This window comes from Streptomyces sp. NPDC040718 (assembly GCF_055593565.1).
Window position 1 is genome coordinate 16,351 of sequence record NZ_JBVIXO010000002.1, and the last position, 22,440, is coordinate 38,790.

The window sequence follows — 22,440 nt, forward strand, 5'->3', positions numbered from 1 at the left end:
CGGGCGGGGCCCCGGGTTTATCGCAGGTAAATTCGAAGGTGGACGACGCCGACCGCACTCGGCGTAGGCCCATGGCCCCGGGGAGTCCCGGGACCGGAAGCACCTACGAAAGCAGGAGTGATTCGCGTGGATCGTGTCGCGCTGCGCGGCCTCAAGGCTCGCGGGCACCACGGCGTCTTCCCCCGGGAACGCGAAGAGGGCCAGACCTTCATCGTCGACCTCGTGCTGCACCTGGACACCCGCCCGGCCGCGGCCGGGGACGACCTGGCCAAGACCGTGCACTACGGCGTCGTGGCCGAGGAGGTCGTGGACGTGGTCCAAGGCGAGCCCGTGGACCTGATCGAGACCCTCGCCGAGCGGATCGCCCAGCAGTGCCTCAAGCACGAGGCGGTGGCACAGGTGGAGGTCGTCGTCCACAAGCCGGACGCGCCGATCACCGTCCCCTTCGACGACGTGACCATCACGATCACCCGGAGCCGCGCATGAACAACGGACTGAACGCCCAGAGCGACCCCACCGTCCAGCCGGTACCCGCCTCCGTCGTCGAGGCGGTCGACGCGGCGGACACCACCCTGTCCAACCCCAAGTGGGCCGTCGTCGCGCTCGGCGCGAACCTCGGCAACCGCCTGGACACCCTCCAGGGCGCCATCGACGCCCTCGGCGACACCCCGGGGCTGCGGGTCAAGGCCGTCTCCCCGGTCTACGAGACGGAGCCGTGGGGCGTCGAGCCCGGCTCCCAGCCCTCGTACCTGAACGCCGTCGTCGCGCTGAAGACCACCCTGCCGCCCTCCTCCCTGCTGGAGCGGGCCCACGCGATCGAGGAGGCCTTCGACCGCGTCCGCGAGGAGCGCTGGGGGCCGCGCACGATCGACGTCGACATCGTCACGTACGCCGACGTGGTCTCCGACGACCCCGTGCTCACCCTCCCGCACCCGCGGGCGCACCTGCGGTCCTTCGTGCTGGCCCCCTGGCACGACATCGACCCCGGGGCCCAGCTGCCGGGCCGCGGCCCCGTCACGGAGCTGCTGGCCGCGATCGGCCTCGCCGGTGTCACGGCGCGCGCCGACCTGGAACTCCGGCTGCCGGAATAGCCGTTAGCGTGTTCAGGTAGCAGCCACTGAACAGGGGACGGGCAAGTGAAGCAACTGAGGCCGGCGGTCCTGGCGGGCATCTTCGCGATCGCCGGGGTGCTGTCCTGGGCGGGCGCCCGCCTGTGGAACGCGTACGGCACCCTGCCGGGCGTCCCACTGGCCGCGCCGATCGTGCTGGCGGTGATCGCCGCCGTCCTGCTGGCGACGGCCCTGTCGATGCGCGCCCGCCTGAAGGCCCAGCGGGACCGCCGGCCGGGGGCGAAGGGCGTTGAGCCGCTGATGGCGGCCCGGGCGGTGGTCTTCGGCCAGGCGAGCGCCCTGGTCGCGGCCCTCGTCGCGGGCATGTACGGCGGCGTGGGCGTCTTCCTGCTCACCGACGCGATGGACGTCCCCGCCCGCCGCGACCAGGCCTGGTACGCGGGCGGCTCGGTCGTCGCCGGGGCCCTGGTGGTGGCCGCCGCCCTGTTCCTGGAGCACGTGCTGAAGCTCCCCGAGGACGACGACCCGACGAAGGCCCGCGCCACGGCCTGACACGCGCCTCTGAGGCGCCTACCCCGGCCACGGTATCCGGACGAGGTGACCGTTCACGAGGAATGTCGGATGGGGGTCGAGGCGGAAGTTGTAGACCGTGGACGGCTTCCTGCCCGGCACGCGCTCAGTGACCCCTTTGACCCCGATCCAAACCGACTCCTCCAGGTCGACCGGGTGTGCCTCGGGCCGGAACGTCCCCCTGGTCGGCCAGCTGTCGGCGACCACGAGGCGCGATGCCCCTCCATCCGTCCGGGGCGTGAAACGAGCACCGATGACCTCGGAGAGCTCCATGAGGAACGGAACGTTCGAGCTGACCAGCCCCCTCGCCGGCCATCTCTTGATCCGGAACCCGTCTCCGTCCTCATAGCCGTCCAGGAATCCGTCGAAAGTCTCGCGGTCTCGAAGGACCACCCGTGGAAAGCTCTGCCGCATGTGGTGAGCGTCCCCGCCCACATACTGCCGGATGAGATCGGCAAGATACGAAGAGACAACACGGACCCGGAACCCAGGGACGTCCCGTCCGAGGTAGCCGGAAGGCCGTGTCACGGCTTCAAGACGGGCAGGCAGCCCCGTGGCAGTGGTGAGCGCCCGTGCGTACTTCGCGGCGAACGCCTCGTCGTTGACCACCAGCGATACATAGTTATCGCCCACCGTGCCGTCGGAACAGGTCGCCCCAATCAAGTAGCCGAGCGGGTATCCCGGGGTGATGGAAAGCCGTTCCCTGCAGAGCTTCCGTGCGTGGGCCCAGGCGACCACGGTCCCAGGGAGATCACGTGCGTACGTCCAGCCATCAGGAGTGCGCAGGAGCTGGTCCGGGCCCGCCGAAAGGGTGGCATGGTCCGTGGTCACATCGACCAGGGACCGCGTACGGGCGGCCTCCACTGCGGTGACCACCGTCTGGGTCGTGCGGCCGTCGGCCAGGGTCCACAGTCGGTCCCCGGGCCGCACGTCGCACGCCCGCAACCGCCCTCCCACGGCGTTGACGGTCTGCCTGCTCGGTAATCCCCCAAGCATCGGTCCCCCTCCGGCTGTGCGCGGAGGGAGACCGTAGCGGGCGGCACTGACAATCGGCTAGCGCGCCATGATCAGGCTCATCGCCTCACTCCGCGTCGCGGGGTCACGGAGCTGCCCGCGGACCGCGGAGGTGGTCGTCTTGGCGCCCGGCTTGCGTATGCCGCGGACCGACATGCACATGTGCTCGGCCTCGATGACCACGATCGCGCCACGGGCTTCCAGGATTTCCATCAGGGAGTCGGCGACCTGCGTGGTGAGCCGTTCCTGCACCTGCGGGCGGCGCGCGAAGACATCCACGAGACGCGCCAGCTTCGACAGCCCAGTGATCTTGCCGGATTCGGCCGGGATGTAGCCGACGTGGGCGACGCCGTGGAAGGGCAGGAGGTGGTGTTCACACAACGAGACGATCTCGATGTCCTTCACCAGGACCATCTCGTCGTGGCCCAGGTCGAACGTCGTGGTCAGGACGTCTTCCGGCTGCTGCCGCAGCCCGGCCAGGATCTCCCTGTACGCCCGCGCCACGCGCGCCGGGGTCTCCAGGAGGCCTTCGCGGTCCGGGTCCTCGCCGACCGCGATCAGGAGCTCGCGGACGGCCGCCTCGGCGCGCTTCTCGTCGAACTCGCCGATCGTGCCCTCGCCACCGGTCAGGGTCACTGGGTCGGTCATCTCATCCTCGTTCCTGTGCGCACGCGCGGCTTCGTACAAATGTGCCGCGCCCCCCAGGCTAGAACCTGGGGGGCGCGGCTTCCATTCCGGGTGGGTCAGGCTTCGGGGCGGTCCTCCGGGGCCACCTCGATGCCCTTCTCCGTGGAGACCGGCGCCGCGGCTGCCGCCGAGGTGCCGTTCGCGGAGTTCGTCAGCTGGAGCTCCTTGGGAGAGAGCACCGGCGGACGGGTGGAGGGGGTACGGCGGGAGGAACCGGTCCACGCCGGACGGGCCGGGCGCTTCACGATCGTGGAGAAGACCTCGGCGATCTCCTCCTTGCCCAGCGTCTCCTTCTCCAGGAGCGCGAGGACGAGGTTGTCCAGGACGTCCCGGTTCTCGACCAGGATCTCCCAGGCCTCGTTGTGCGCGGTCTCGATGAGCTTCTTGACCTCTTCGTCGACCAGCGCCGCGACCTCTTCCGAGTAGTCCCGCGGGTGCGACATCTCGCGGCCCAGGAACGGCTCGGTGTTGTCCCCGCCGAACTTGATCGCGCCGAGGCGCTCGGTCATGCCGTACTGGGTGACCATCGCGCGGGCCGTCGCCGTGGCCTTCTCGATGTCGTTCGCGGCGCCGGTGGTCGGGTCGTGGAAGACCAGTTCCTCCGCCGCGCGCCCGCCCAGCATGTAGGCGAGCTGGTCGAGCATCTCGTTGCGCGTGGTCGAGTACTTGTCCTCGTCGGGCAGGACCATGGTGTAGCCCAGGGCCCGGCCGCGGGACAGGATCGTGATCTTGTGGACCGGGTCGGAGTTCGGGGAGGCCGCCGCGACCAGGGCGTGTCCGCCCTCGTGGTACGCGGTGATCTTCTTTTCCTTGTCCGACATGATCCGGGTCCGCTTCTGCGGGCCCGCCACGACGCGGTCGATCGCCTCGTCCAGCATGTGGTTGTCGATCAGCTTCTTGTCCGAGCGGGCGGTCAGCAGGGCCGCCTCGTTCAGCACGTTGGAGAGATCGGCACCCGTGAAGCCGGGGGTGCGGCGGGCGACGGCCGAGAGGTCGACGTCCGGGGCGACCGGCTTGCCCTTCTGGTGGACCTTGAGGATCTCCAGACGGCCCTGCATGTCGGGACGGTCGACCGCGATCTGCCGGTCGAAGCGGCCCGGGCGCAGCAGTGCCGGGTCGAGGATGTCGGGTCGGTTCGTGGCGGCGATCAGGATGACGCCGCCCTTCACGTCGAAGCCGTCCATCTCGACCAGGAGCTGGTTGAGGGTCTGCTCGCGCTCGTCGTGGCCGCCGCCGAGACCCGCACCGCGGTGCCGGCCGACGGCGTCGATCTCGTCGACGAAGACGATCGCCGGCGCGTTGGCCTTGGCCTGCTCGAACAGGTCGCGGACGCGCGAGGCGCCGACACCGACGAACATCTCGACGAAGTCGGAGCCCGAGATCGAGTAGAAGGGAACGCCGGCCTCGCCCGCGACGGCACGCGCGAGCAGGGTCTTGCCGGTGCCGGGCGGGCCGTAGAGCAGCACACCCTTGGGGATCTTGGCGCCGACGGCCTGGAACTTCGCCGGCTCCTGGAGGAACTCCTTGATCTCGTGGAGTTCCTCGACGGCCTCGTCCGAACCCGCGACGTCGGCGAACGTCGTCTTCGGGGTGTCCTTGGTGATGAGCTTCGCCTTGGACTTGCCGAAGTTCATGACCCGGGAGCCGCCGCCCTGCATCTGGTTCATCAGGAACAGGAAGACGACGACGATGAGGACGAAGGGCAGGAGCGAGAGCAGCACGCTCAGGAACGGGCTGGTCTTGTCCGGCGTGACGGAGTAGCCGTCCGGGATCTGACCGGCTTCGTACTTGTTCTGGAGGTTCTGGGCGAGCTGGACGCCCTGGTCCCCGATGTAGTTGGCCTGGAACTTGGTGCCGCTGTTGTTGCCGAGCTTCTGGCCCTTCTTCAGCTCGATCTTGATCATCTGGCTGTCACCGGTGGTCAGCTTTGCGCTGTCCACCTGGCCACTGTTGATCGCCTTGATGACCTCGCTGGTCTCCACCGACTTGTAGCCGCCGCCGGAGCCGACGACGTTCATCAACACGACCACGGCGAGGACGGCCAGCACGATCCACATGACCGGCCCACGGAAGTATCGCTTCACGTCCATCCATACGGGGTGCCGGGCACCCCGTCCCTCCTGCCCGTAGGTAAATGCTGCTGTGAGTAAAGACTGTTCTTCGGAATGTACCCCTGTATTGTCACCCGCGGCCTCGTGGGACGGCTGACAGACCCGCCTTCCCAAGCTCCAACGTCGGAAACCGCCCCCGGGTTCCCCCCGGGGGCGCCGCCGGTGACGGCGTGCTCGACGGCCGGGGTCAGCCGCCGTAGACGTGCGGGGCGAGCGTGCCGACGAACGGCAGGTTGCGGTACTTCTCCGCGTAGTCGAGGCCGTAGCCGACGACGAACTCGTTCGGGATGTCGAAGCCGACCCACTCGACGTCGATGGCGACCTTCGCGGCCTCGGGCTTGCGCAGCAGCGTGACGACCTTGAGGGAGGCCGGCTGGCGGGAGCCGAGGTTCGACAGCAGCCAGGACAGGGTCAGGCCCGAGTCGATGATGTCCTCGACGATCAGGACGTGCTTGTCCTTGATGTCGGTGTCGAGGTCCTTGAGGATCCGCACCACGCCCGAGGACTGGGTCCCGGCGCCGTAGGAGGACACCGCCATCCAGTCCATGGTGAGCGGGGTGGACAAGGCGCGCGCCAGGTCCGCCATCACCATCACGGCGCCCTTGAGCACACCGACGATGAGCAGGTCCTTGCCCGCGTACTCCGCGTCGATCTTCGCGGCCAGCTCGGCCAGCTTCGCGTCGATCTCTTCCTTGGTGATGAGCACCGACTGGAGGTCGTTGCCCATGTCCTTCTCGTCCACCCGCATCACTTTCGTTGTCGGCCGGGGCTCCGGGGGTGCCCCCGGAGGACTCAGCCGTGTTTCAGCACCAATCAGCCCTGCCGGATGACAAGTCTGCCACCCTGCCGCTGGGCCTCGACGCGGCCGGGCAGGTTGATGGCGCCCTGGCCCCGCCATCCGGTGATGAGGCGGTCGACTTCCTCGATGTGGCGGGCGAAGAGCGAGCCGGCGGGGGAGCCCGCCGCGACCACGGCCCGGCGCAGCACGCGGCGGCGGACGGCCGGGGGCAGCGCGTACAGCTTGGCGCACTCCAGGCGGCCGTCCTCGTCGCGCACTCCCGCCTCGGCGTCGGCGGCCCAGGCGTCGAGGGCGTCGGCGTCGTCCCGGGAGAGCTGGGCGGTGCGGGCGAGCGCTTCCACGACTCCCTTGCCGAGCGCCTTCTCCAGGGCGGGCAGTCCCTCGTGGCGCAGCCGGGAGCGGGTGTAGGCGGGGTCGATGTTGTGCGGGTCGTCCCAGACGGGCAGGGACTGGACCATGCAGGCCTTGCGGGCGGTCTGCCGGTCGACCTGGAGGAAGGGGCGCCGGTAGCGGTTGGTGCGGCCGGGGCCGCCGGAGACTTCGGCCATGCCGGAGAGCGAGCGGATGCCGGAGCCGCGGGCGAGGCCCAGCAGGACGGTTTCAGCCTGGTCGTCACGGGTGTGGCCGAGCAGCACGGCGCAGGCTCCCAGCCGGTCCGCGGCCTCGTCCAGGGCGGCGTAGCGGGCGTCGCGGGCGGCGGCCTCGGGTCCGCCTTCGCGGCCCACGCGCACGGCGACGGACTCCACCGGATCGAGGCGGAGCGCGGTCATGCGGGTCACGACCTCCGCGGCGCGCAGGTCGGAGCCGACCTGGAGGCCGTGGTCGACGGTGATGCCGCCCGCCCGGATGCCGAGTTTGGGGGCCTCGAAGGCGAGGGCGGAGGCGAGCGCCATGGAGTCCGCGCCGCCGGAGCAGGCGACGAGGACGAGCGGCTGCGTGCCCGCCGCGCGGGGGCGGGGGATGTCGGTGAGGTCGGTGAGGACGTCGTGGAGTACGCGGCGGACCGCCAGGCGTATCGCCGCGACCGCAGGATGGGGACCCATGTCCGGTGCCCTTCGTGGAGTTCGGATGCTCGGAGGCTTCGGGTGTCGCGCGGGGGAAGATGCGGAATGTCACTCAGAGTGCGTCGATGGTGACAGAACCGAGCCGTTCCCCGAGCATCGCACGCCCTTCCACGGCTCACGGTCCCTCGGAAGGGTGATGCTGCTTCCCCCAGTGAGACATGTTTACGCCTCCTGCTTCACCTTTCTTCGCTCTGCGTGCCCCCCTTGCGGTGCACCCGGGCCACCCAGTCCGCGGGGCGGGCGATCTCGGTCTTGGTCGGCAGGGTGTTGGGCGAGGTCCACACCCGGTTGAAGCCGTCCATGCCGACCTGGCCGACGACGGCCCGGACGAAGCGCTCGCCGTCGCGGTACTGGCGCAGCTTGGCGTCGAGGCCCAGCACCTTGCGCAGGGCGGCGTCGAGGCGGCCCGCGCCGCTGGCCCGGCGCTGCTGGAACTTCTCGCGGATCTCGGCGACGGAGGGGACGACCTCGGGTCCGACGCCGTCCATGACGAAGTCGGCGTGGCCCTCCAGCAGGGACATGACGGCGGTGAGCCGGGCGAGCACCTCGCGCTGTTCGGGGGTCTGGACGAGCTCGACCAGCGAGGGGCCCTCGTCTCCGCGTTCGCCCTCGGCGCGGGCCCCGGCGAAGGACTGGACGGCCTCGCGCAGCCGCTCCAGGACGGCTCCGGGCTCCAGCTCGGTGGCGCCGAGGAAGGTCTGGATCTCGCCCTCCAGGTGGGCGCGCAGCCAGGGGACGGCGGTGAACTGGGTGCGGTGGGTCTCCTCGTGCAGGCAGACCCAGAGCCGGAAGTCGTGCGGGTCCACCTCCAGCTCGCGCTCCACGTGCACGATGTTGGGTGCGACGAGCAGCAGCCGGCCGCCGGTGGCGCCGCCGCCCGGCAGGTCGGGGCCGGCGGGCGCGAAGGTCTCGTACTGGCCGAGCACGCGGGAGGCCAGGAAGCTGAGCAGCATGCCCAGCTCGACGCCGGTGACCTTGCCGCCGACCGCGCCGATGACGGCGCCGCCGGGGGTGGCGGAGCGGCGGTCCTGCATCTTGCCGAGCAGCGGGCCGAGCAGTTCGCGGAAGCCCGCGACGTTGGCCCTGACCCAGCCGGCCCGGTCGACGACGAGGACGGGTGTGTCGGGGAGGGGGGAACCCTCGGGGATCATCCGGGTGAACGCGCGCACGTGCTCCTCGGAGGTCCTGGCGTGCCGGCGGAGTTCCGCCACCACGGCCCGGGCCTCGTCGCGGCTGACTTCCGGACCCGGCCTCACGAGCCGGGTCGCGGTCGCCACCGCGAGGTTCCAGTCGACCATCTCCGCACCACCGATGCTCGTCATGCGTCAACCGTACGTGGACCCGTGCCGCGGCGGATCCCCCTGTGGGTCAAGGGGTGGCGGCGACGGCCGCGGCCAGCTTGTCGAGGCCCTTCTCGGCAGCGGCCTTGTCGGGGGTGTTCGCGGCCAGGAAGGCGAAGGCGACCAGCCGCCCGGACGGGTCCACGACGGTGCCGGCGAGGGCGTTCGCCACGCTGAGGGTGCCGGTCTTGGCCCGGAGCAGGCCGGCGGCCGGGGAGGTGCCGGCGTTGCGGGCGCTCAGGGTGCCCGTGAACCCGGCGACGGGCAGCCCGGTGAGGACCGGCCGCAGCTCGGGGTGGCTGGGGTCGGCGGCCTTGGCCAGGAGGCCGGTCAGGAGGCGGGCGGTGACCTTGTCGGCGTGGTTGAGGCCACTGCCGTCGGCGAAGCGGGTGCCCTTGAGGTCGAGGCCGAGGGAGGCCAGCTTCTCGGTGACGGCCTGCTCCGCGCCCTCGAAGCTGGCGGGCCGGCCGGCGGCCAGGGCGGTCTGGCGGGCGAGGGCCTCGGCGATGTCGTTGTCGCTGTTGGTCAGCATCCGCTCGACGAGCCCGGCGAGGGGGGTGGAGAGGGTGGTGGCCAGCGGCTGGGTCCCGGCGGGGGCCTTCGCCTTGGCCGGTTCGCCGTTGACCTTGATGCCGCGGTCGCGCAGCAGGGCGGCGAAGGCCCGGGCGGTGTCCTTGGAGGGGTCGTCGGTGCGCGCGACCGGGCCGGAGGTGGAGTCGTCGGGGCGGCCCTCGTCGGCGGTGAGGGCGGTGACCGGCGCGATGTTGCCGACGCGGCCCGTGGGGTTGGGGTGGAGGACGGCTCCGGTGTAGAGGGAGTCGTCGTAGCCGAGGGTCACGGTGTCGGTGCCGGCGGCCTTGAGGGCCTGGGCGGTGTCGGCGGCGAGGGCCACGAGGCTGCCGCCGGAGCCGGCCGGGCTCTTCTTCTTGGCGGTGAGGGACGGGTCGCCGCCGCCGACCAGGACGATCTCGCCGGGGGCGGCTCCGGGGGCCACGGTGGTCCGGATCCGGTGTTCGGGGCCGAGCGCGGCCAGGGCGGCGCTCGCGGTGGCGATCTTGATGGTGGAGGCCGGGGTCATGGCCTCGGCGGACCCCGACTCGTAGAGCACCCGGCCCGTCGCGACGTCGACCACCGAGGCCCCGCGTGCGCTGCCGAGCGCGGGGTCCGCGAGCAGCGGCGCGAGGGCCCCCGCGAGCGCGGTGCCGCCGGCGTCGGCGCGCGGGACGACGCCCGCCAGCACCCCGGGAGCACTGGGCGCGGCCTGCGGGAGTCCTCCGGCGGCGTGATCTGCGCCACCCGTCCGGCTCCAGGAGGCGGCCCTGTCCCGCTCGGCCTTACGCTGGCCGGAGTCCCAAGGACCGGCGGTGGCGACCGCCGCAGCCGACAGGGCGAGGCCGGCGACGGCCGACCCCGCGATGAGCTGCCACGTCTTGGCCAATGGCACCTCGGACCAGCCCCTTTCGCGATCACACATATGCGTGAGGGACACTTAATCACTGCGTCTTGCCGCGAGCATGGCACCCCACCCGCAGGGCTGGGCCGGACGCGCGCGCATTTGAATCAAATGCCGTCTCGAAGCAGTCGAGCTTCGGCACTGGGCCGGAGCTGATCATGGAGGAGCAGGACGTGGAGTTCGACGTCACCATCGAGATCCCCAAGGGTTCGCGGAACAAGTACGAGGTGGACCACGAGACCGGCCGGATCCGTCTGGACCGTCGCCTCTTCACCTCGACCAGCTACCCGACGGACTACGGCTTCGTCGAGAACACCCTCGGCGAGGACGGCGACCCGCTGGACGCGCTGGTCATCCTTGACGAGCCGACCTTCCCGGGTTGCCTGATCAAGTGCCGCGCGATCGGCATGTTCCGCATGACGGACGAGGCGGGCGGCGACGACAAGCTGCTCTGCGTGCCGGCCTCGGACCCGCGTGTCGAGCACCTGCGCGACATCCACCACATCTCCGAGTTCGACCGCCTGGAGATCCAGCACTTCTTCGAGGTCTACAAGGACCTGGAGCCGGGCAAGTCCGTCGAGGGCGCGAACTGGGTCGGCCGCACCGAGGCCGAGGCCGAGATCGAGGCCTCGTACAAGCGCCTGGAGGCGCAGGGCGGCCACCACTAGGCTCCGCCGGTACTCCGGACCACGCAGCGGGCGGCACCCTCACGGGGGTGCCGCCCGCTGCGGCGTTCCCGCCGCCGGCAGGGGCTCGCTTCGCCACGGACGAAACGATTCCGCATACTGATACCGCCGGTGATCAAGGGTGGGAGGATGCGTGGCGGAGGCCGAAGGGCCCGGTCCCGAGGACCGGAAGCCGAAGTCCGACGAGGCGCACAGCGCCTTCACCCCGCCACTCGGTATGGAGCCTGAGGTTCCGGTCGAGGACCAGCCGACTTCCGAGTTCGCCCTGCCGGAGGGCGCCACACCGGCCTCCGCCGAGCCCGGGGGCTCCGCCTTCGCCGCCCCGGCCACCTACAGCGCCAGTCAGTCCCCGCCCGCCTACACCCCCCTCCCGGCCCCCGGATTCCCCGCCTCCTCCCCCTGGCAGGACCGGATGCGCACGATGCTGCGCATGCCGGTGGACGTCCGCCCGGTCCCCGAAACGGTCCAGCGGCAGAGCGAGTCCGGCCCCGCCGTGGGCCGCGTGCTCGACCTCACCCTGCGCATCGGCGAGCTGCTGCTCGCGGGCGGCGAGGGCGCCGAGGACGTGGAGGCCGCGATGTTCGCCGTGGCCCGCTCCTACGGGCTCGACCGCTGCGAGCCCACCGTCACCTTCACCCTGCTGTCGATCACCCACCAGCCCTCCCTGGTGGGCGACCCGGTCTCCGCGAACCGCACCGTGCGCCGCCGCGGCACCGACTACACCCGCCTCGCCGCCGTCTTCCGGCTGGTCGACGACATCAGCACGCCCGAGGTCGAGGTCTCCCTGGAGGAGGCCTACCGCCGCCTCGCCGTGATCCGGCGCAACCGCCACCCGTACCCCACCTGGGTGCTCACCGCCGCCGCCGGACTGCTCGCGGGGGCCGCCTCCACGCTCGTCGGCGGCGGGGTGACCGTCTTCTTCTGCGCCGCCCTCGGGGCCGTCCTCGGCGACCGCCTGGCCTGGTACTTCGCCGACCGCGGGCTGCCCGAGTTCTACCAGTTCGTCGTCGCCGCGATGCCGCCGGCCGCCATCGGCGTGGCCCTGAAGATCGCCGAGTTCGACGTCCGCGCCTCCGCCGTGATCACCGGCGGGCTGTTCGCCCTGCTGCCCGGGCGGGCCCTGGTCGCGGCCGTGCAGGACGGGCTGACCGGCTTCTACATCACCGCCTCCGCCCGCCTGCTGGAGGTCATGTACCTCTTCATCGGGATCATCGTCGGCGTGCTGGTGGTGATCTACGTGGGCCTCCAGTTCGGCGCCTCGCCGAACCCCGACGAGGTGCTCCAGATCCCGCACCGCCCGGTGCTCCAGACCTTCGCCTCGATGGTCCTGGTGTTCACGTTCGCGATCCTGCTCCAGCAGGAGCGCTCCACGGTGTGGATCGTGACCCTCAACGGCGGGGTCGCCTGGGTGACCTTCGGCGCGCTGCGCGCCGCCGAGCTGCCGCCGGTGCCGTCCACCGCCATCGCGGCCGGCCTGGTCGGCCTGTTCGGCCAGCTCTTCTCGCGCTACCGGTTCGCCTCCGCCCTGCCGTACGTGACGGCCGCGATCGGGCCGCTGCTGCCGGGTTCGGCCACGTACTACGGGCTGCTCTCGATCGCCGAGAACCGGCTCGACGCGGGACTCGCCTCGCTCACCAACGCCGCCGCCATCGCGCTCGCGATCGCGATCGGAGTGAACCTCGGCTCCGAATCCTCACGGCTCTTCATGCGGATCCCCGGGGCTGCCAAGCGCCGGGCCGCGGCGAAGCGGACCCGCGGCTTCTGACACCGGCCCGCAGGCGCCGGGGTCCGGGTACGCGTACGCCCCGGGGACGGGCCGTCTCCGGGGCGTACGGGGCTCCTCAGGGGGCGTCAGCGCTTGGCGTGGCGGCCGCGCTGGCCGGGGGCCGGCGGCTGCTCCTGCTGCGGGTGGCCGGGCTGCGCCGGGCCGGCGGCCTCCTCGGCCTTCTTGGTCTTGCGGGCCTTCAGCACCTCGAAGATCACCGGGATCACCGAGATCAGCACGATGCCGATGAAGATCGGCTCGACGTTCTTCTTGATGACCTCGAACTGGCCCAGCTGGTAGCCGAGGACGGTGACGCCCGCGCCCCAGAGGATGCCGCCGATGACGTTGAACGTCAGGAAGGTGCGGTACTTCATCGCACTGGCGCCGGCCACCATGGGCGCGAACGTGCGGATGATCGGCACGAAACGGGCCAGCACGATCGCCTTGGGGCCGTGCTTCTCCATGAAGTCGTGCGCGGCGTCCAGGTTCTCCTTCTTGAAGACCTTGCTGTTCGGCCGGTTGAACAGCTTCGGGCCGAAGAACTTGCCGAGCAGATAGCCCACCTGGTCACCGAGGATCGCGGAAGCCGCGATCATCGTGCAGACCAGCCACAGCGGCTGGCTGATGTCGCCGCTGGCGACGAAGAGGCCCGCCGTGAAGAGCAGGGAGTCGCCGGGCAGGAACGCGAAGAAACCCGATTCCGCGAAGACGATGACCAGGATGCCGATCAGGCCGAAATGCCCGATCAGGTACTCCGGGGACAGCCACTGTGGGCCGAGGGCAAGCGTGTAGAGGGGTTCCACGTGTCCGGGCTCTCCTGGATCAGGGGGACGTCTGCGGTGGGGGACGCGACATGGCAGGCGGTCTCAATTATGAACGCACACCGCCCCCACCGGGTTCCAGGGACCGGAGGGGGCGGGACGGGGGGAGGTTCCGCTACGCCTTGCTACACGCGGCTACGCCTTGCGCACGGCGTTCGCCGTGATCGCGTCCCGCAGGTGCTCGGCGACGCCCTCGCCCATCGACTCGTAGTACGCCTTGAAGCGCTCGTCCGCGACGTACATGTCACCGAGGCAGGTGTGCATCTCGTACGGGCAGTCGTAGTACCAGCGCCCGATGTGCAGGCGGTGCTCCTCGGCCATGTCCATGGCCGCCTCGCCCTCCGCCGGCTCGCCCGCCGCCACCAGCGCCGCGTACCGGGCGCCCCAGTCGGCGGACTCGTCCTGGATGCGCTTCCAGTCGTCCTTGGTGTAGCCGGCGGCCCTGCGCTGCGACTCCGCGTAGGCCTCCGTGCCGCCCCAGCGCTCCTCGGCCTCCTCCGCGTACTGCTCGGGGTCCTTGTCCCCGAAGACCTCGAACCGCTCCTCGGGCGTGAGGTTGATGCCCATCTTCTTCGCCTCCATGGCGTGCTCAACGGCCTTGGCCATCTGCTGGAGCCGGGCGATCCGGTCGGACAGGAGGGCGTGCTGCCGGCGCAGGTGCTCCCTCGGGTCCGAATGCGGATCGTCCAGCAGGACCGCGACCTCGTCGAGCGGGAAGCCGAGCTCCCGGTAGAACAGGATCCGCTGCAGCCGGTCCAGGTCGGCGTCGTCGTACCGCCGGTGTCCCGCGCCGCTGCGGCCGCTCGGGGAGAGCAGCCCGATCTCGTCGTAGTGGTGCAGGGTGCGCACCGTGACTCCGGCGAAACCGGCGACCTGGCCCACGGAGTAGCCCATTGCCTTCCGCTCCTCTGGTTGGGTACGCCCTCCACTGTGGTTCCTCACGCCGCGTGAGGTGCAAGCCCTTCGGACGGGCGGGGCGTCAGCCCATCGCCTTCGTGCCGTCCAGGGACTCCCGGATGACGTCCGCGTGGCCCGCGTGCCGGGCGAACTCCTCGATCAGGTGCAGGAGCATCCAGCGCATGGAGACCTTGCCGTTCTCGGGGAACCAGGGCGCCGGCGGCAGCGGGAAGGTCTCGTCCAGGCTGGGGAGCGCGGCGACGAAGGCCACCAGCTCCTCGGTCACCCCGTCCCAGAAGGCCTGGACCGCGGGGACGGTCTCCTCGCCGACCAGCCGGAAGCCCTCGGCGTAGTCCTGGCGGGTGCCGGCGACCTCGTTCTCACGCTGCTGCGCCATCCGCAGCCAGCCCAGCTCCACCTCGGCCACGTGCTTGAGCAGGCCGGACAGGGACAGCTCGCTGACGCTCGGGCGGCTCGCCGCCTGCTCCTCGCTCAGCCCCGCGACCGCCTCGCGGATCGCGACGCGCTGGGACTCGATGAAGGCGAGCAGGGTGCCGCGCTCGTCGCCCAGGACCTCACCGGAAATCTCGGCCATGACCATCCACCTCTTCATCCCCTGGGCGGGGGCTCTCCCCCGCTGACAAGGACCACACTACGAAGACTTGCGGTCAGGTCCTGTCCGCAATCCCGCGCGTCGGTGAAGAAGAACCGGGCGGGGCGTCAGAACGGGAACTGGGTCCGGCCGTGCTGGACCGAGATCCACTTCTGGGTGGTGAAGGCCTCCACGGTGGCCTCGCCGCCCAGGCGCCCCAGCCCGGAGGCCTTCTCGCCGCCGAAGGCCGCGAGGGGCTCGTCGCCGATGGTGGAGTCGTTGACGTGGATCATGCCGGTCTCGATGCGCCGGGCGAAGCGGACGCCGCGCTCCACGTCGCGGGTGTGCACCGCGCCGCTGAGCCCGTACGGGGTCGCGTTGGCCAGGCGTACGGCCTCCTCCTCCCCGTCGAAGACGACCAGCAGGGCGACCGGCCCGAAGATCTCCTGGCCCAGCAGCGGGGAGTCCTCGGGGAGGTCGGCGAGGACGGTCGGCTCGACCAGGTTGCCGCGCGTAGATCCCCGTACGAGGGCCCGCGCCCCGGATTCCACGGCGCGGTCCACGAGCGCGGTCAGCGCGTCCGCCTGGAAGGAGTTGATGAGCGGGCCGATGTGGGTGTCGGCCTCGCGGGGGTCCCCGGTCTTCAGGGCGCGCACGCGGGCGGTGAACTTCTCGGTGAACTCCTCGGCCACGCCCGCGTCGACGAGGATCCGGTTGGCGGCCATGCAGACCTGGCCCTGGAAGACGAAGCGGCTGAAGACGGCCGCGTCCACCGCGTAGTCGACGTCGGCGTCGTCGAGGACGACCAGGGCGCTGTTGCCGCTCAGTTCGAGGACGGTCCGCTTGAAGTGGCGGGCGGCGACCGAGCCGACGTGGCGGCCGGTGCGGTCGGAGCCGGCGAAGGAGATGACCTTGGGGACGGGGTGGGTCAGGATCGCGTCGCCTATCTCCGCGATGTCCGTGACCAGCACGTTCAGCAGTCCGGCGGGCAGGCCCGCGTCCTCGAAGATCTTGGCGATGATCCCGCCGCCGGCCACCGGGGCGTTCTGGTTCGGCTTGATCACGACCGCGTTGCCCAGCGCCAGCGCCGGGGCGACCGACTTCAGGGTCACCAGGAACGGGAAGTTGAAGGGGCTGATCACCGCCACCACGCCGACCGGGAGGCGCTGGACCCGGTTCTCCTTGCCGGCGACGAGCGAGGGCAGGATGCGGCCCTCGGGGCGGACGGCCAGCCGGACGGCCTCGCGCAGGAACTCCATCGCGAGGTGGACCTCGTACTCGGCCTTGGGGCGGGTCCCGCCGAGCTCGTCGATCATCGCCTCGACGATCTCCTTGTGGCGCTCCTCCGTGATCCGCAGGGCGCGCTCCAGGACGGTGCGTCTCGCGTGGGGTCCGGTGGCCGCCCAGTCGCGCTGGGCCCGCTCGGCGGCGCGGTAGGCCCGGTCGACCTGCTCGACGGTGGCCACGGTGATGGCCGCGAGCTTCTCCCCGTTGTACGGGTTGACGTCGATGATGTCCCACGAACCGGTGCCGGCCAGCCATTCGCCGTCGATGTACTGGTGAGCCAGGTCGGTGAATATGGACATGCCATCCCTTACTGCGAGCGCGCACCCTTGCGCTGCACCGGAGACCGATCGGTCATCTTCATGCACTGATCAGACGTCATAGTACGTGCGGTTCAAGACAGTTGGAGGAGTCCGCGCAGGAGATCGCGGGTCTGGCCGGGGTCGGGGCAGTCGGCCTGGAGCCGCTCCATCGCCCGTGCGTACTGGGCCACTTCTTCTTCTTTGTCCAGGTAGAGGGCGCTGGTCAGCTGTTCCAGATAGACGATGTCCTGGAGGTCGGACTCGGGGAAGCGCAGCAGGGTGAAGGCTCCGCTCTCGCCCGCGTGGCCGCCGAAGGAGAAGGGCATCACCTGGAGCCGCACGTTGGGCCGCTGGCTGATCTCGATGAGGTGTTCGAGCTGGCCGCGCATCACGTCCCGGTCGCCGTACGGGCGGCGCAGCGCGGCCTCGTCGAGGACGGCGTGGAAGACGGGCGCGTTCTCGGAAACCAGGACCTTCTGGCGCTCCAGGCGCAGCGCGACGCGGCGGTCGATCTCGGCGGCGCCGGCGCCGGGCATGCCGCGGCGCACGACGGCCTGGGCGTAGGCCTCGGTCTGGAGCAGGCCGTGGACGAACTGGACCTCGTAGATGCGGATGAGGGAGGCCGCCCCCTCCAGCCCGATGTACGTCTGGAACCACCCGGGCAGCACGTCTCCGTAGCTGTGCCACCAGCCCGCCGCGTTGGCTTCGCGGACCAGGCCGAGCAGGGACTCCCGCTCGGCGCCGTCGGTGACCCCGTAGAGCGTGAGGAGGTCCTCCACGTCCCTGGCCTTGAAGCTCACCCTTCCCAACTCCAAGCGGCTGATCTTCGATTCGGATGCGCGGATCGAGTAGCCGGCCGCCTCACGGGTGATGCCGCGGGATTCTCGGAGTCGCCTGAGCTGTGAGCCCAGGAGGATGCGGCGCACCACAGAACCGCTGGCTTCTGCGGTCACTAGTCCTGCCCTCCCCATCGCAATGGTGTGCGCGTGGTGTGCGCGTGCCTCGTCGGGGCCCCCGTACCCCGGTGCCGCAGTCTGCCACCAAAACGCATCGGCCCGTACTCGTTCTGTAACGGAATCCGGCGTCCCGGAAAAGAAGTCCGTAAGTATGCGTAGGAAGAAATGAGCAAGAACCGTCACGGGAGTGGACGGGTCGGGCGCGTGCACGTGCATCTGCCCTTGCATCCGGCTTCGGCATTCGGAACGATGGTGCCGCGCACCTGCGTGCTCTTCGCGCCGGCGCGGGACCCACCCCGCAGTTCTCTTTGGACGGAGCCGCCCGCTTCGTCCGCGAATCCCGGGAGTGCCTCGCATGGGGACGAATGGATCGACCATGCTCGAGCCGTTACGGCAGGGGCTGCCCCCGGTCGACCCCACGGCCGTCTCCGGCTCCGCCTCCTGCGCCCTGCCCGCCCGCTTCGACGCGGTGCGCGGCGCCCGCTCCTTCACCAGGTCGACCCTTTCCCAGTGGGACCTGGACGACCGCTTCGACGACGTCTCGCTCGTCGTGTCCGAACTCGTCACCAACGCCCTGCGCCACGCCCTGCCGGACGAGGCGCGGCCGTCGGGCGAGCCGGAGGCGGCGGTACGGCTGCACCTGATGCGGTGGCGCACGCGGCTGGTGTGCGCGGTGCGGGACCCCAGCGAGGACCGGCCGGGCGGATCGTTCGTGCCGGAGCGCACGGACGAGAACTGCGACCTGGAGTCGGGGCGGGGGCTGTTCCTGGTGGACGCCTACAGCGACAGCTGGGGCTGGCACCCGCTCGCGGGACGGCTCACCGGCAAGGTGGTCTGGGCGCTGTTCATGCTCCGGGACTGAACTGCCGCCGCCGCTCGCGCGCCACGTCCTCGGACCACCGGCCGGGCCCGATCACTGCGATCGGTCCCGGCCGGTGCACGTGCATGGCGTGATCTTTGCGCCGTTCCGTCAGCCGACCAGGTGGTCGAACTCGCCGTCCTTGACGCCCGCCAGCAGCGCCTCTATCTCGGCCGGCGTGTAGACGAGCGCCGGTCCGTCGGGAAAGCGCGAGTTGCGCATGGCGACGTCGCCCCCGGGCAGTTTCGCGAACTCCACGCAGGATCCCTGCGAGTTGCTGTGTCTGCTCTTCTGCCAGGTCAGCTGGTACAGGGAAGTGAGTTCTGCAGCTGCCATCCCGTTGTACGCGTGGTCCACAGGAAGCCCCCGATAGTGCAGATGTCAACTGCACCGGATCATAGCTGTGTTCACCACCGCATGCATGGGCAGATGCACGTGCACGCGCGGTGTTCCGTCCGTCACTGTTGATCACCATTGATGGCGGTTCAGGACCCCGGCGCTCCGGTTCGGCGGGGCGGGTGGCTCCGGTTCGGCGGGGCGGGTGCCTCCGGTTCGCCGGCCCAGGGCCCTGGTCAGGGGCGCAGTGCCTCCGACACCTCGTCCAGCGAGTCCAGCAGCTGCTCCGCCGCCCCGCGCAGGACGCCCGGCTCGGGGGCTTCCCAGTCCGCCAGCAGCTCCCGGACCCCGTCCCACCGCGGGACCTTCCGCTCCCGGACCGCCTTCGCGCCCGCCCCGGTCGCCTCCCGCAGCGCCCGCGCGAGCTCCGCGGCCCCCGGCACGGGGGCGTGGGCGCGGTCGGGGAGGTGGGCCTCCAGCAGCATCGCGTTGCGGCCCAGCGCCGCCAGCGCGTCCCCCGCGCCCTCGGCGGCCGCCCGGGACAGCCCCCGGTGGCGCACCGGCTCCCCCTCCGCCCGGGAGAGGGCCTCCTGCCAGGCGATCCGGGCGTCGCGGGCCTCCAGCAGCGCCTCCCGCACGTCCGCGCGCCGGGCCCCGGCCGGGTCGGCGTACTGCCCGAGCACGGCGGCCGCGTACCGCCCGTCGGCGGCGAGCCAGTCGGCGAGGCGGGTGCGCAGCCGGGGGGTCTCCCAGGCCGGGTAGACGGCGTAGGCGAGCATCGCGAGGACCCCGCCGACCAGGGTGAGCGCGATCCGGTCGGGCACCGTCTGGTCCCAGCGGACGCCGCCCATGCCGAGCAGGAAGACCACGTACGCGGAGACGAACACCTGCGTGACGGCGTACCCGGTGCGCATCAGCACGTACATCAGGCCCGCGCTGACCACGGCCAGCAGCCCCGACAGGTACATCCCCGGCTGCGCCAGCTGCACGACCGCCGTGGCCGCGCCCACCCCCACCAGCGTGCCGCCGAAGCGGGCGAAGGCGCGGGACCAGGTCTGGGTGAAGTCGGGCCGCATCACCATCACCGAGGCCATCGGCGCCCAGTAGGCGTGCCCGAACGGCAGCGCGTGCCCGACGAGGTACCCCGCGCACGCCGCGGCCGTGACCCGGACGGCGTGCCGCAGTACGGGCGAGCCGGGGCGCAGCTCGGCCCGTACGGCCTTCAGCGCCAGCGGCACCAGGGCGGGCACGGTGGGCCGCAGCATGGCCTCGGCGGGGTCGGCGGTGCGCCCGGAGCCCGGTTCGGCCGTCTCCAGTACGTCGTCCAGCAGGGCGGCGAGCCTGCGCGCGGCCCGCAGCGGCGGGCCGGTGAACACCTCCGGCAGGTCGGGTGCCTTCAGCACGGCCAGTGCCGGCGCGGGCAGGCGCACGGGGTCCCCGTGGCGGATGGCGTGCGCGGCGGCGTCCAGTACCGATCCGGCGGCGTCCAGCAGCTCCCGCACCCGCTCGCGGGCCGGCCCCTCGGCGGGCGCCCCGACGGCCGGGTCGGCGAGCGAGGCCAGCACGGGCCGGACCCGCTCCGCGAGCCCCCGCGCCCCGTGCAGCTCGGCCGGCCGCCGCCGGGCCTGCCGGGCGGTGACGGCGGCCGCGTCCCGGGCCTTCATCAGCGGACCGGGGTCGAAGGAGCTGACCGGGTCGTGCCGCAGCCGGCGGGCGTAGTCGGCCTCGGCGGCGAGGGCGTCGGCCAGGGCGTCGCGCCGGTCGCCCCAGCGGCGGACCGGGAACAGCACGATGAGCAGCGCCTGCACCACCCCGCCGGCGGCGATCATCGCGGCGTGCCCGGCCGCCTGCGGGACGGAGGTCGGCAGGGTGACGGTGACCAGCATGACGGCGACGTTGCCGGAGGCGATGATCCCGGCGGTGGGGCCGGCCGCCCACATCAGCCCGGCCGCGAAGGCCCAGACGGCGAGCATCGGCAGGAACAGCCCGACGTCGGCAGACCCGACCAGGTACCCGGTGAAGGTGGAGACGGCCAGGGTCAGCCCGGAGGCGAGGGCCAGCGCGGGGCGGGGGCGCCAGCTCTGCTGGAAGGTGGCGATGGCGGCCATGAAGGCGCCGAACGCCGAACTGGCCGCCGCGCCCGGCCCGAGGAGGGCCAGCCCGGCACCGATGACCAGCGCGAGCCCGACGGCGGCCCGGACGGCGACGAGGGGCTCCAGACGGGCCCGCTCGACCTTCATGCCCGCGCGCGCGGTGTCCTTCAGCGCGCGGAGCCAGCTCATGGCGTCGAGCGTATCCGTTCGTAACCCTTTTCAGCTTTTCTTCAGATTTGTGCACCACCCGTGCGGCCCTGTTCGATGGGCAGCACTGTCGCGCGACCGTCTTCCGCGACCGCCATCCGAAAGATCCGAAAGGTGGGCACCGAATGCTCCGCAACGGCCTCGAACCCTGGCACGTGATCATCGTCCTGGCGGTCGCCCTGCTGGTCTTCGGCTCGAAGCGGCTGCCGGACACGGCCCGTTCGCTGGGCAGGTCGGCCCGCATCCTCAAGTCGGAGGCCCGGGCCCTGCGCACGGAGGACACGGTTTAGGGCAGGGAGGGGCGCCGCCCGCCGACGTGGGCGGCGTCGGCGGCCGCCGTGCCGTCCTCCCAGCCCGCGTGGTCGGTGGCACCGCGCAGCCGGGTGGTCGTGGTCCGGGGGAACATCTCGTCGGCCCGCGCGCCGACCGCGACGTCCCGGGCCACGAGGGCGGGCAGGTTGTCGGGCGCCTCGGTGGCCGTGTGCTCGGCGGTCTCGGCGAGCCGCCGGCCGAGACGGCTGGCGTAGGCGAGCAGGAAGGACTGCCGGAACGTCTTGGTCCGCTTGCGTCCGCCGGCCCGCTGGGCGGCCTCGGCCCGGGTCATCGCCGCCGTGCCCTGCACGAGCAGCGAGGTGTACAGCAGCTCGACCGCCTCCAGATCGCTCTCGAAGCCGACCACCGTCGAGAACTCGAACCCGCTGTTCCACACCGCCCGGCAGCGGTTCGCGGTGGCCACCGCGTCGAGCAGCACCGCCTTGGCCTCCTCGTACGGGGGCTCCACCCCGATCCGGCAGGCCCCGGGCACCTGCGCCGGACCGCCGCCGCGCACCGCCAGCAGCGCCTCGTCCACCGTGTGCCGGGCCATCAGCTCCTGGGCCTTCGCGCTGAGCGCCTCCGCCTCCTCGGGGTAGGTCGTCGCCTCGGCCTTCGCCAGCAGCGCCCGGATCCGGCCGAGCATGCGCGGCTCGATGTGCGCGTGCGCCAGGGCGTCACCGGCCGGGTCTCCCGGGACCGGCCCCACCGGCTCGATGGACGGCAGCCGCACCAGCAGCCGGAACAGCTCCAGGACTGCGGTGGCCAGGGTGAACCGGTCCGCCCTCTCGCGGCGCGCGAGCCGGTCGGCGTACTCCTCGTCCGCCGCCCACCACACCTCCGCCGCGCCCCACCGCTCGGGGAGCCGCGCGTACCGCCGGGCCTCGGCGGCGATCACGTCACCGGCGATGGCGAGGTGCACGGCGTCCAGGTCCCGCCGCACCAGCCGCAGCACGTCGGCGGGCTGCCAGCCCCGCTCCCACGCCTGCCGTACGTACGCCTCCCCGCGCACGAGCAGCTCCCGCCCGACCCCGCCCCACGCCGCACCGTCGGCGGCGAGCGCGGAGGCCCCGATGTCGAGCCCGGCGTCGTCCTGGGCGTAGAGGGCGGCCGCGAAGGCCCGGTCGACGATCTCGGCGTACTGACTCACCCCTTCAGCTTTGCATGTCCTTCTTGACGCGCCGCTCGCGCGTCTGCGCGGGCTTGCCCCTCCCCGCCCTGC

Annotated in this window: 21 protein-coding genes and 1 pseudogene; 7 read left to right on the forward strand and 15 right to left on the reverse strand. The window is 71.6% G+C overall.

Annotation, left to right across the window (positions count from 1 at the left end):
* Positions 1-126: 126 nt before the first annotated feature.
* Genes folB through ACZ597_RS05300 form a run of 3 tightly spaced genes read left to right on the forward strand, consistent with a single transcriptional unit; the run spans position 127 to position 1,622 of the window.
* Positions 127-486, forward strand: a complete 360-nt coding sequence (folB, locus tag ACZ597_RS05290) for a dihydroneopterin aldolase (RefSeq protein ID WP_030010912.1) — start codon at positions 127-129, stop codon at positions 484-486.
* Positions 483-1,091: a 2-amino-4-hydroxy-6-hydroxymethyldihydropteridine diphosphokinase gene (gene folK / locus ACZ597_RS05295; protein WP_471325228.1), complete on the forward strand. Its 609-nt coding sequence runs from the start codon at positions 483-485 to the stop codon at positions 1,089-1,091. The genes folB and folK overlap by 4 nt, the downstream gene beginning before the upstream one ends.
* Before the next feature lie 45 nt (positions 1,092-1,136).
* On the forward strand, positions 1,137-1,622 hold the full coding sequence (locus ACZ597_RS05300) for a DUF3180 domain-containing protein (protein ID WP_471325231.1): 486 nt from the start codon (positions 1,137-1,139) through the stop codon (positions 1,620-1,622).
* An 18-nt stretch (positions 1,623-1,640) separates the two neighbouring features.
* On the opposite strand, the gene ACZ597_RS05305 is transcribed toward ACZ597_RS05300, so the two are convergent.
* The 7 genes from ACZ597_RS05305 to dacB all read right to left on the reverse strand — a co-directional run bounded on the left by ACZ597_RS05305 (position 1,641) and on the right by dacB (position 10,129).
* Positions 1,641-2,516, reverse strand: coding sequence for a hypothetical protein (locus tag ACZ597_RS05305; RefSeq protein ID WP_471325234.1), 876 nt, complete (start codon positions 2,514-2,516; stop codon positions 1,641-1,643).
* Between the two features lie 177 nt (positions 2,517-2,693).
* Entirely contained in the window at positions 2,694-3,302 is a 609-nt protein-coding gene (folE, locus tag ACZ597_RS05310) for a GTP cyclohydrolase I FolE (RefSeq protein ID WP_471325237.1), read from the reverse strand.
* Positions 3,303-3,397: 95 nt separating this feature from the next.
* The gene (gene ftsH, locus ACZ597_RS05315; protein WP_471325240.1) at positions 3,398-5,431 is read right to left on the reverse strand and encodes an ATP-dependent zinc metalloprotease FtsH; all 2,034 of its coding nucleotides are present in this window, start codon (positions 5,429-5,431) and stop codon (positions 3,398-3,400) included.
* 208 nt (positions 5,432-5,639) lie between these two features.
* On the reverse strand, positions 5,640-6,200 hold the full coding sequence (hpt, locus tag ACZ597_RS05320) for a hypoxanthine phosphoribosyltransferase (RefSeq protein WP_007264874.1): 561 nt from the start codon (positions 6,198-6,200) through the stop codon (positions 5,640-5,642).
* Between the two features lie 65 nt (positions 6,201-6,265).
* Positions 6,266-7,294, reverse strand: coding sequence for a tRNA lysidine(34) synthetase TilS (tilS, locus tag ACZ597_RS05325; protein WP_362461939.1), 1,029 nt, complete (start codon positions 7,292-7,294; stop codon positions 6,266-6,268).
* 197 nt (positions 7,295-7,491) lie between these two features.
* A complete protein-coding gene (locus ACZ597_RS05330) occupies positions 7,492-8,637 on the reverse strand; it encodes a zinc-dependent metalloprotease (protein ID WP_471325243.1) in 1,146 nt (381 codons plus the stop codon).
* Between the two features lie 46 nt (positions 8,638-8,683).
* Positions 8,684-10,129 carry a D-alanyl-D-alanine carboxypeptidase/D-alanyl-D-alanine endopeptidase gene (dacB, locus tag ACZ597_RS05335; protein WP_471325246.1) on the reverse strand — a complete coding sequence of 482 codons (1,446 nt, stop codon included), beginning with the start codon at positions 10,127-10,129 and terminating at the stop codon, positions 8,684-8,686.
* A 152-nt stretch (positions 10,130-10,281) separates the two neighbouring features.
* Between dacB and ACZ597_RS05340 the strand changes: the two genes are divergently transcribed.
* Both ACZ597_RS05340 and ACZ597_RS05345 read left to right on the forward strand, forming a co-directional pair.
* Positions 10,282-10,776 (forward strand): inorganic diphosphatase, encoded by a 495-nt coding sequence (locus ACZ597_RS05340; protein WP_361600844.1) that lies wholly within the window; start codon positions 10,282-10,284, stop codon positions 10,774-10,776.
* A gap of 151 nt (positions 10,777-10,927) precedes the next feature.
* Positions 10,928-12,559 carry a threonine/serine exporter family protein gene (locus tag ACZ597_RS05345; protein WP_471325249.1) on the forward strand — a complete coding sequence of 544 codons (1,632 nt, stop codon included), beginning with the start codon at positions 10,928-10,930 and terminating at the stop codon, positions 12,557-12,559.
* 119 nt (positions 12,560-12,678) lie between these two features.
* On the opposite strand, the pseudogene ACZ597_RS05350 reads toward ACZ597_RS05345, so the two are convergent.
* The 5 genes and pseudogenes from ACZ597_RS05350 to ACZ597_RS05370 all read right to left on the reverse strand — a co-directional run.
* Positions 12,679-13,362, reverse strand: a pseudogene (locus ACZ597_RS05350) (DedA family protein); the annotation flags it as partial.
* A 153-nt stretch (positions 13,363-13,515) separates the two neighbouring features.
* A complete protein-coding gene (locus ACZ597_RS05355; protein WP_471325252.1) occupies positions 13,516-14,274 on the reverse strand; it encodes a MerR family transcriptional regulator in 759 nt (252 codons plus the stop codon).
* Positions 14,275-14,359: 85 nt separating this feature from the next.
* Positions 14,360-14,878 (reverse strand): DinB family protein, encoded by a 519-nt coding sequence (locus ACZ597_RS05360; protein WP_471325255.1) that lies wholly within the window; start codon positions 14,876-14,878, stop codon positions 14,360-14,362.
* Positions 14,879-14,997: 119 nt separating this feature from the next.
* Positions 14,998-16,455 (reverse strand): aldehyde dehydrogenase family protein, encoded by a 1,458-nt coding sequence (locus tag ACZ597_RS05365; protein ID WP_471325258.1) that lies wholly within the window; start codon positions 16,453-16,455, stop codon positions 14,998-15,000.
* A gap of 92 nt (positions 16,456-16,547) precedes the next feature.
* Complete coding sequence (locus ACZ597_RS05370) at positions 16,548-17,426, reverse strand: helix-turn-helix domain-containing protein (protein ID WP_471325260.1); 879 nt, start codon at positions 17,424-17,426, stop codon at positions 16,548-16,550.
* A gap of 340 nt (positions 17,427-17,766) precedes the next feature.
* Here ACZ597_RS05370 and ACZ597_RS05375 point away from each other — a divergent pair, with 340 nt between their 5' ends.
* Positions 17,767-18,273: an ATP-binding protein gene (locus ACZ597_RS05375; RefSeq protein WP_471325263.1), complete on the forward strand. Its 507-nt coding sequence runs from the start codon at positions 17,767-17,769 to the stop codon at positions 18,271-18,273.
* A 108-nt stretch (positions 18,274-18,381) separates the two neighbouring features.
* Here the strand turns inward: ACZ597_RS05375 and ACZ597_RS05380 are convergent, their stop codons facing one another.
* Together ACZ597_RS05380 and ACZ597_RS05385 are read right to left on the reverse strand one after the other, a co-directional pair.
* On the reverse strand, positions 18,382-18,627 hold the full coding sequence (locus ACZ597_RS05380; protein WP_405980064.1) for a DUF397 domain-containing protein: 246 nt from the start codon (positions 18,625-18,627) through the stop codon (positions 18,382-18,384).
* A 215-nt stretch (positions 18,628-18,842) separates the two neighbouring features.
* Positions 18,843-20,888, reverse strand: a complete 2,046-nt coding sequence (locus tag ACZ597_RS05385; protein ID WP_471325267.1) for an FUSC family protein — start codon at positions 20,886-20,888, stop codon at positions 18,843-18,845.
* A 143-nt stretch (positions 20,889-21,031) separates the two neighbouring features.
* Here ACZ597_RS05385 and tatA point away from each other — a divergent pair, with 143 nt between their 5' ends.
* Positions 21,032-21,196, forward strand: a complete 165-nt coding sequence (gene tatA / locus ACZ597_RS05390; protein ID WP_471325270.1) for a Sec-independent protein translocase subunit TatA — start codon at positions 21,032-21,034, stop codon at positions 21,194-21,196.
* On the opposite strand, the gene ACZ597_RS05395 is transcribed toward tatA, so the two are convergent.
* On the reverse strand, positions 21,193-22,368 hold the full coding sequence (locus ACZ597_RS05395; RefSeq protein ID WP_471325273.1) for a DUF2786 domain-containing protein: 1,176 nt from the start codon (positions 22,366-22,368) through the stop codon (positions 21,193-21,195). The two genes, tatA and ACZ597_RS05395, sit on opposite strands and share 4 nt — an antisense overlap.
* Between the last annotated feature and the right edge of the window lie 72 nt (positions 22,369-22,440).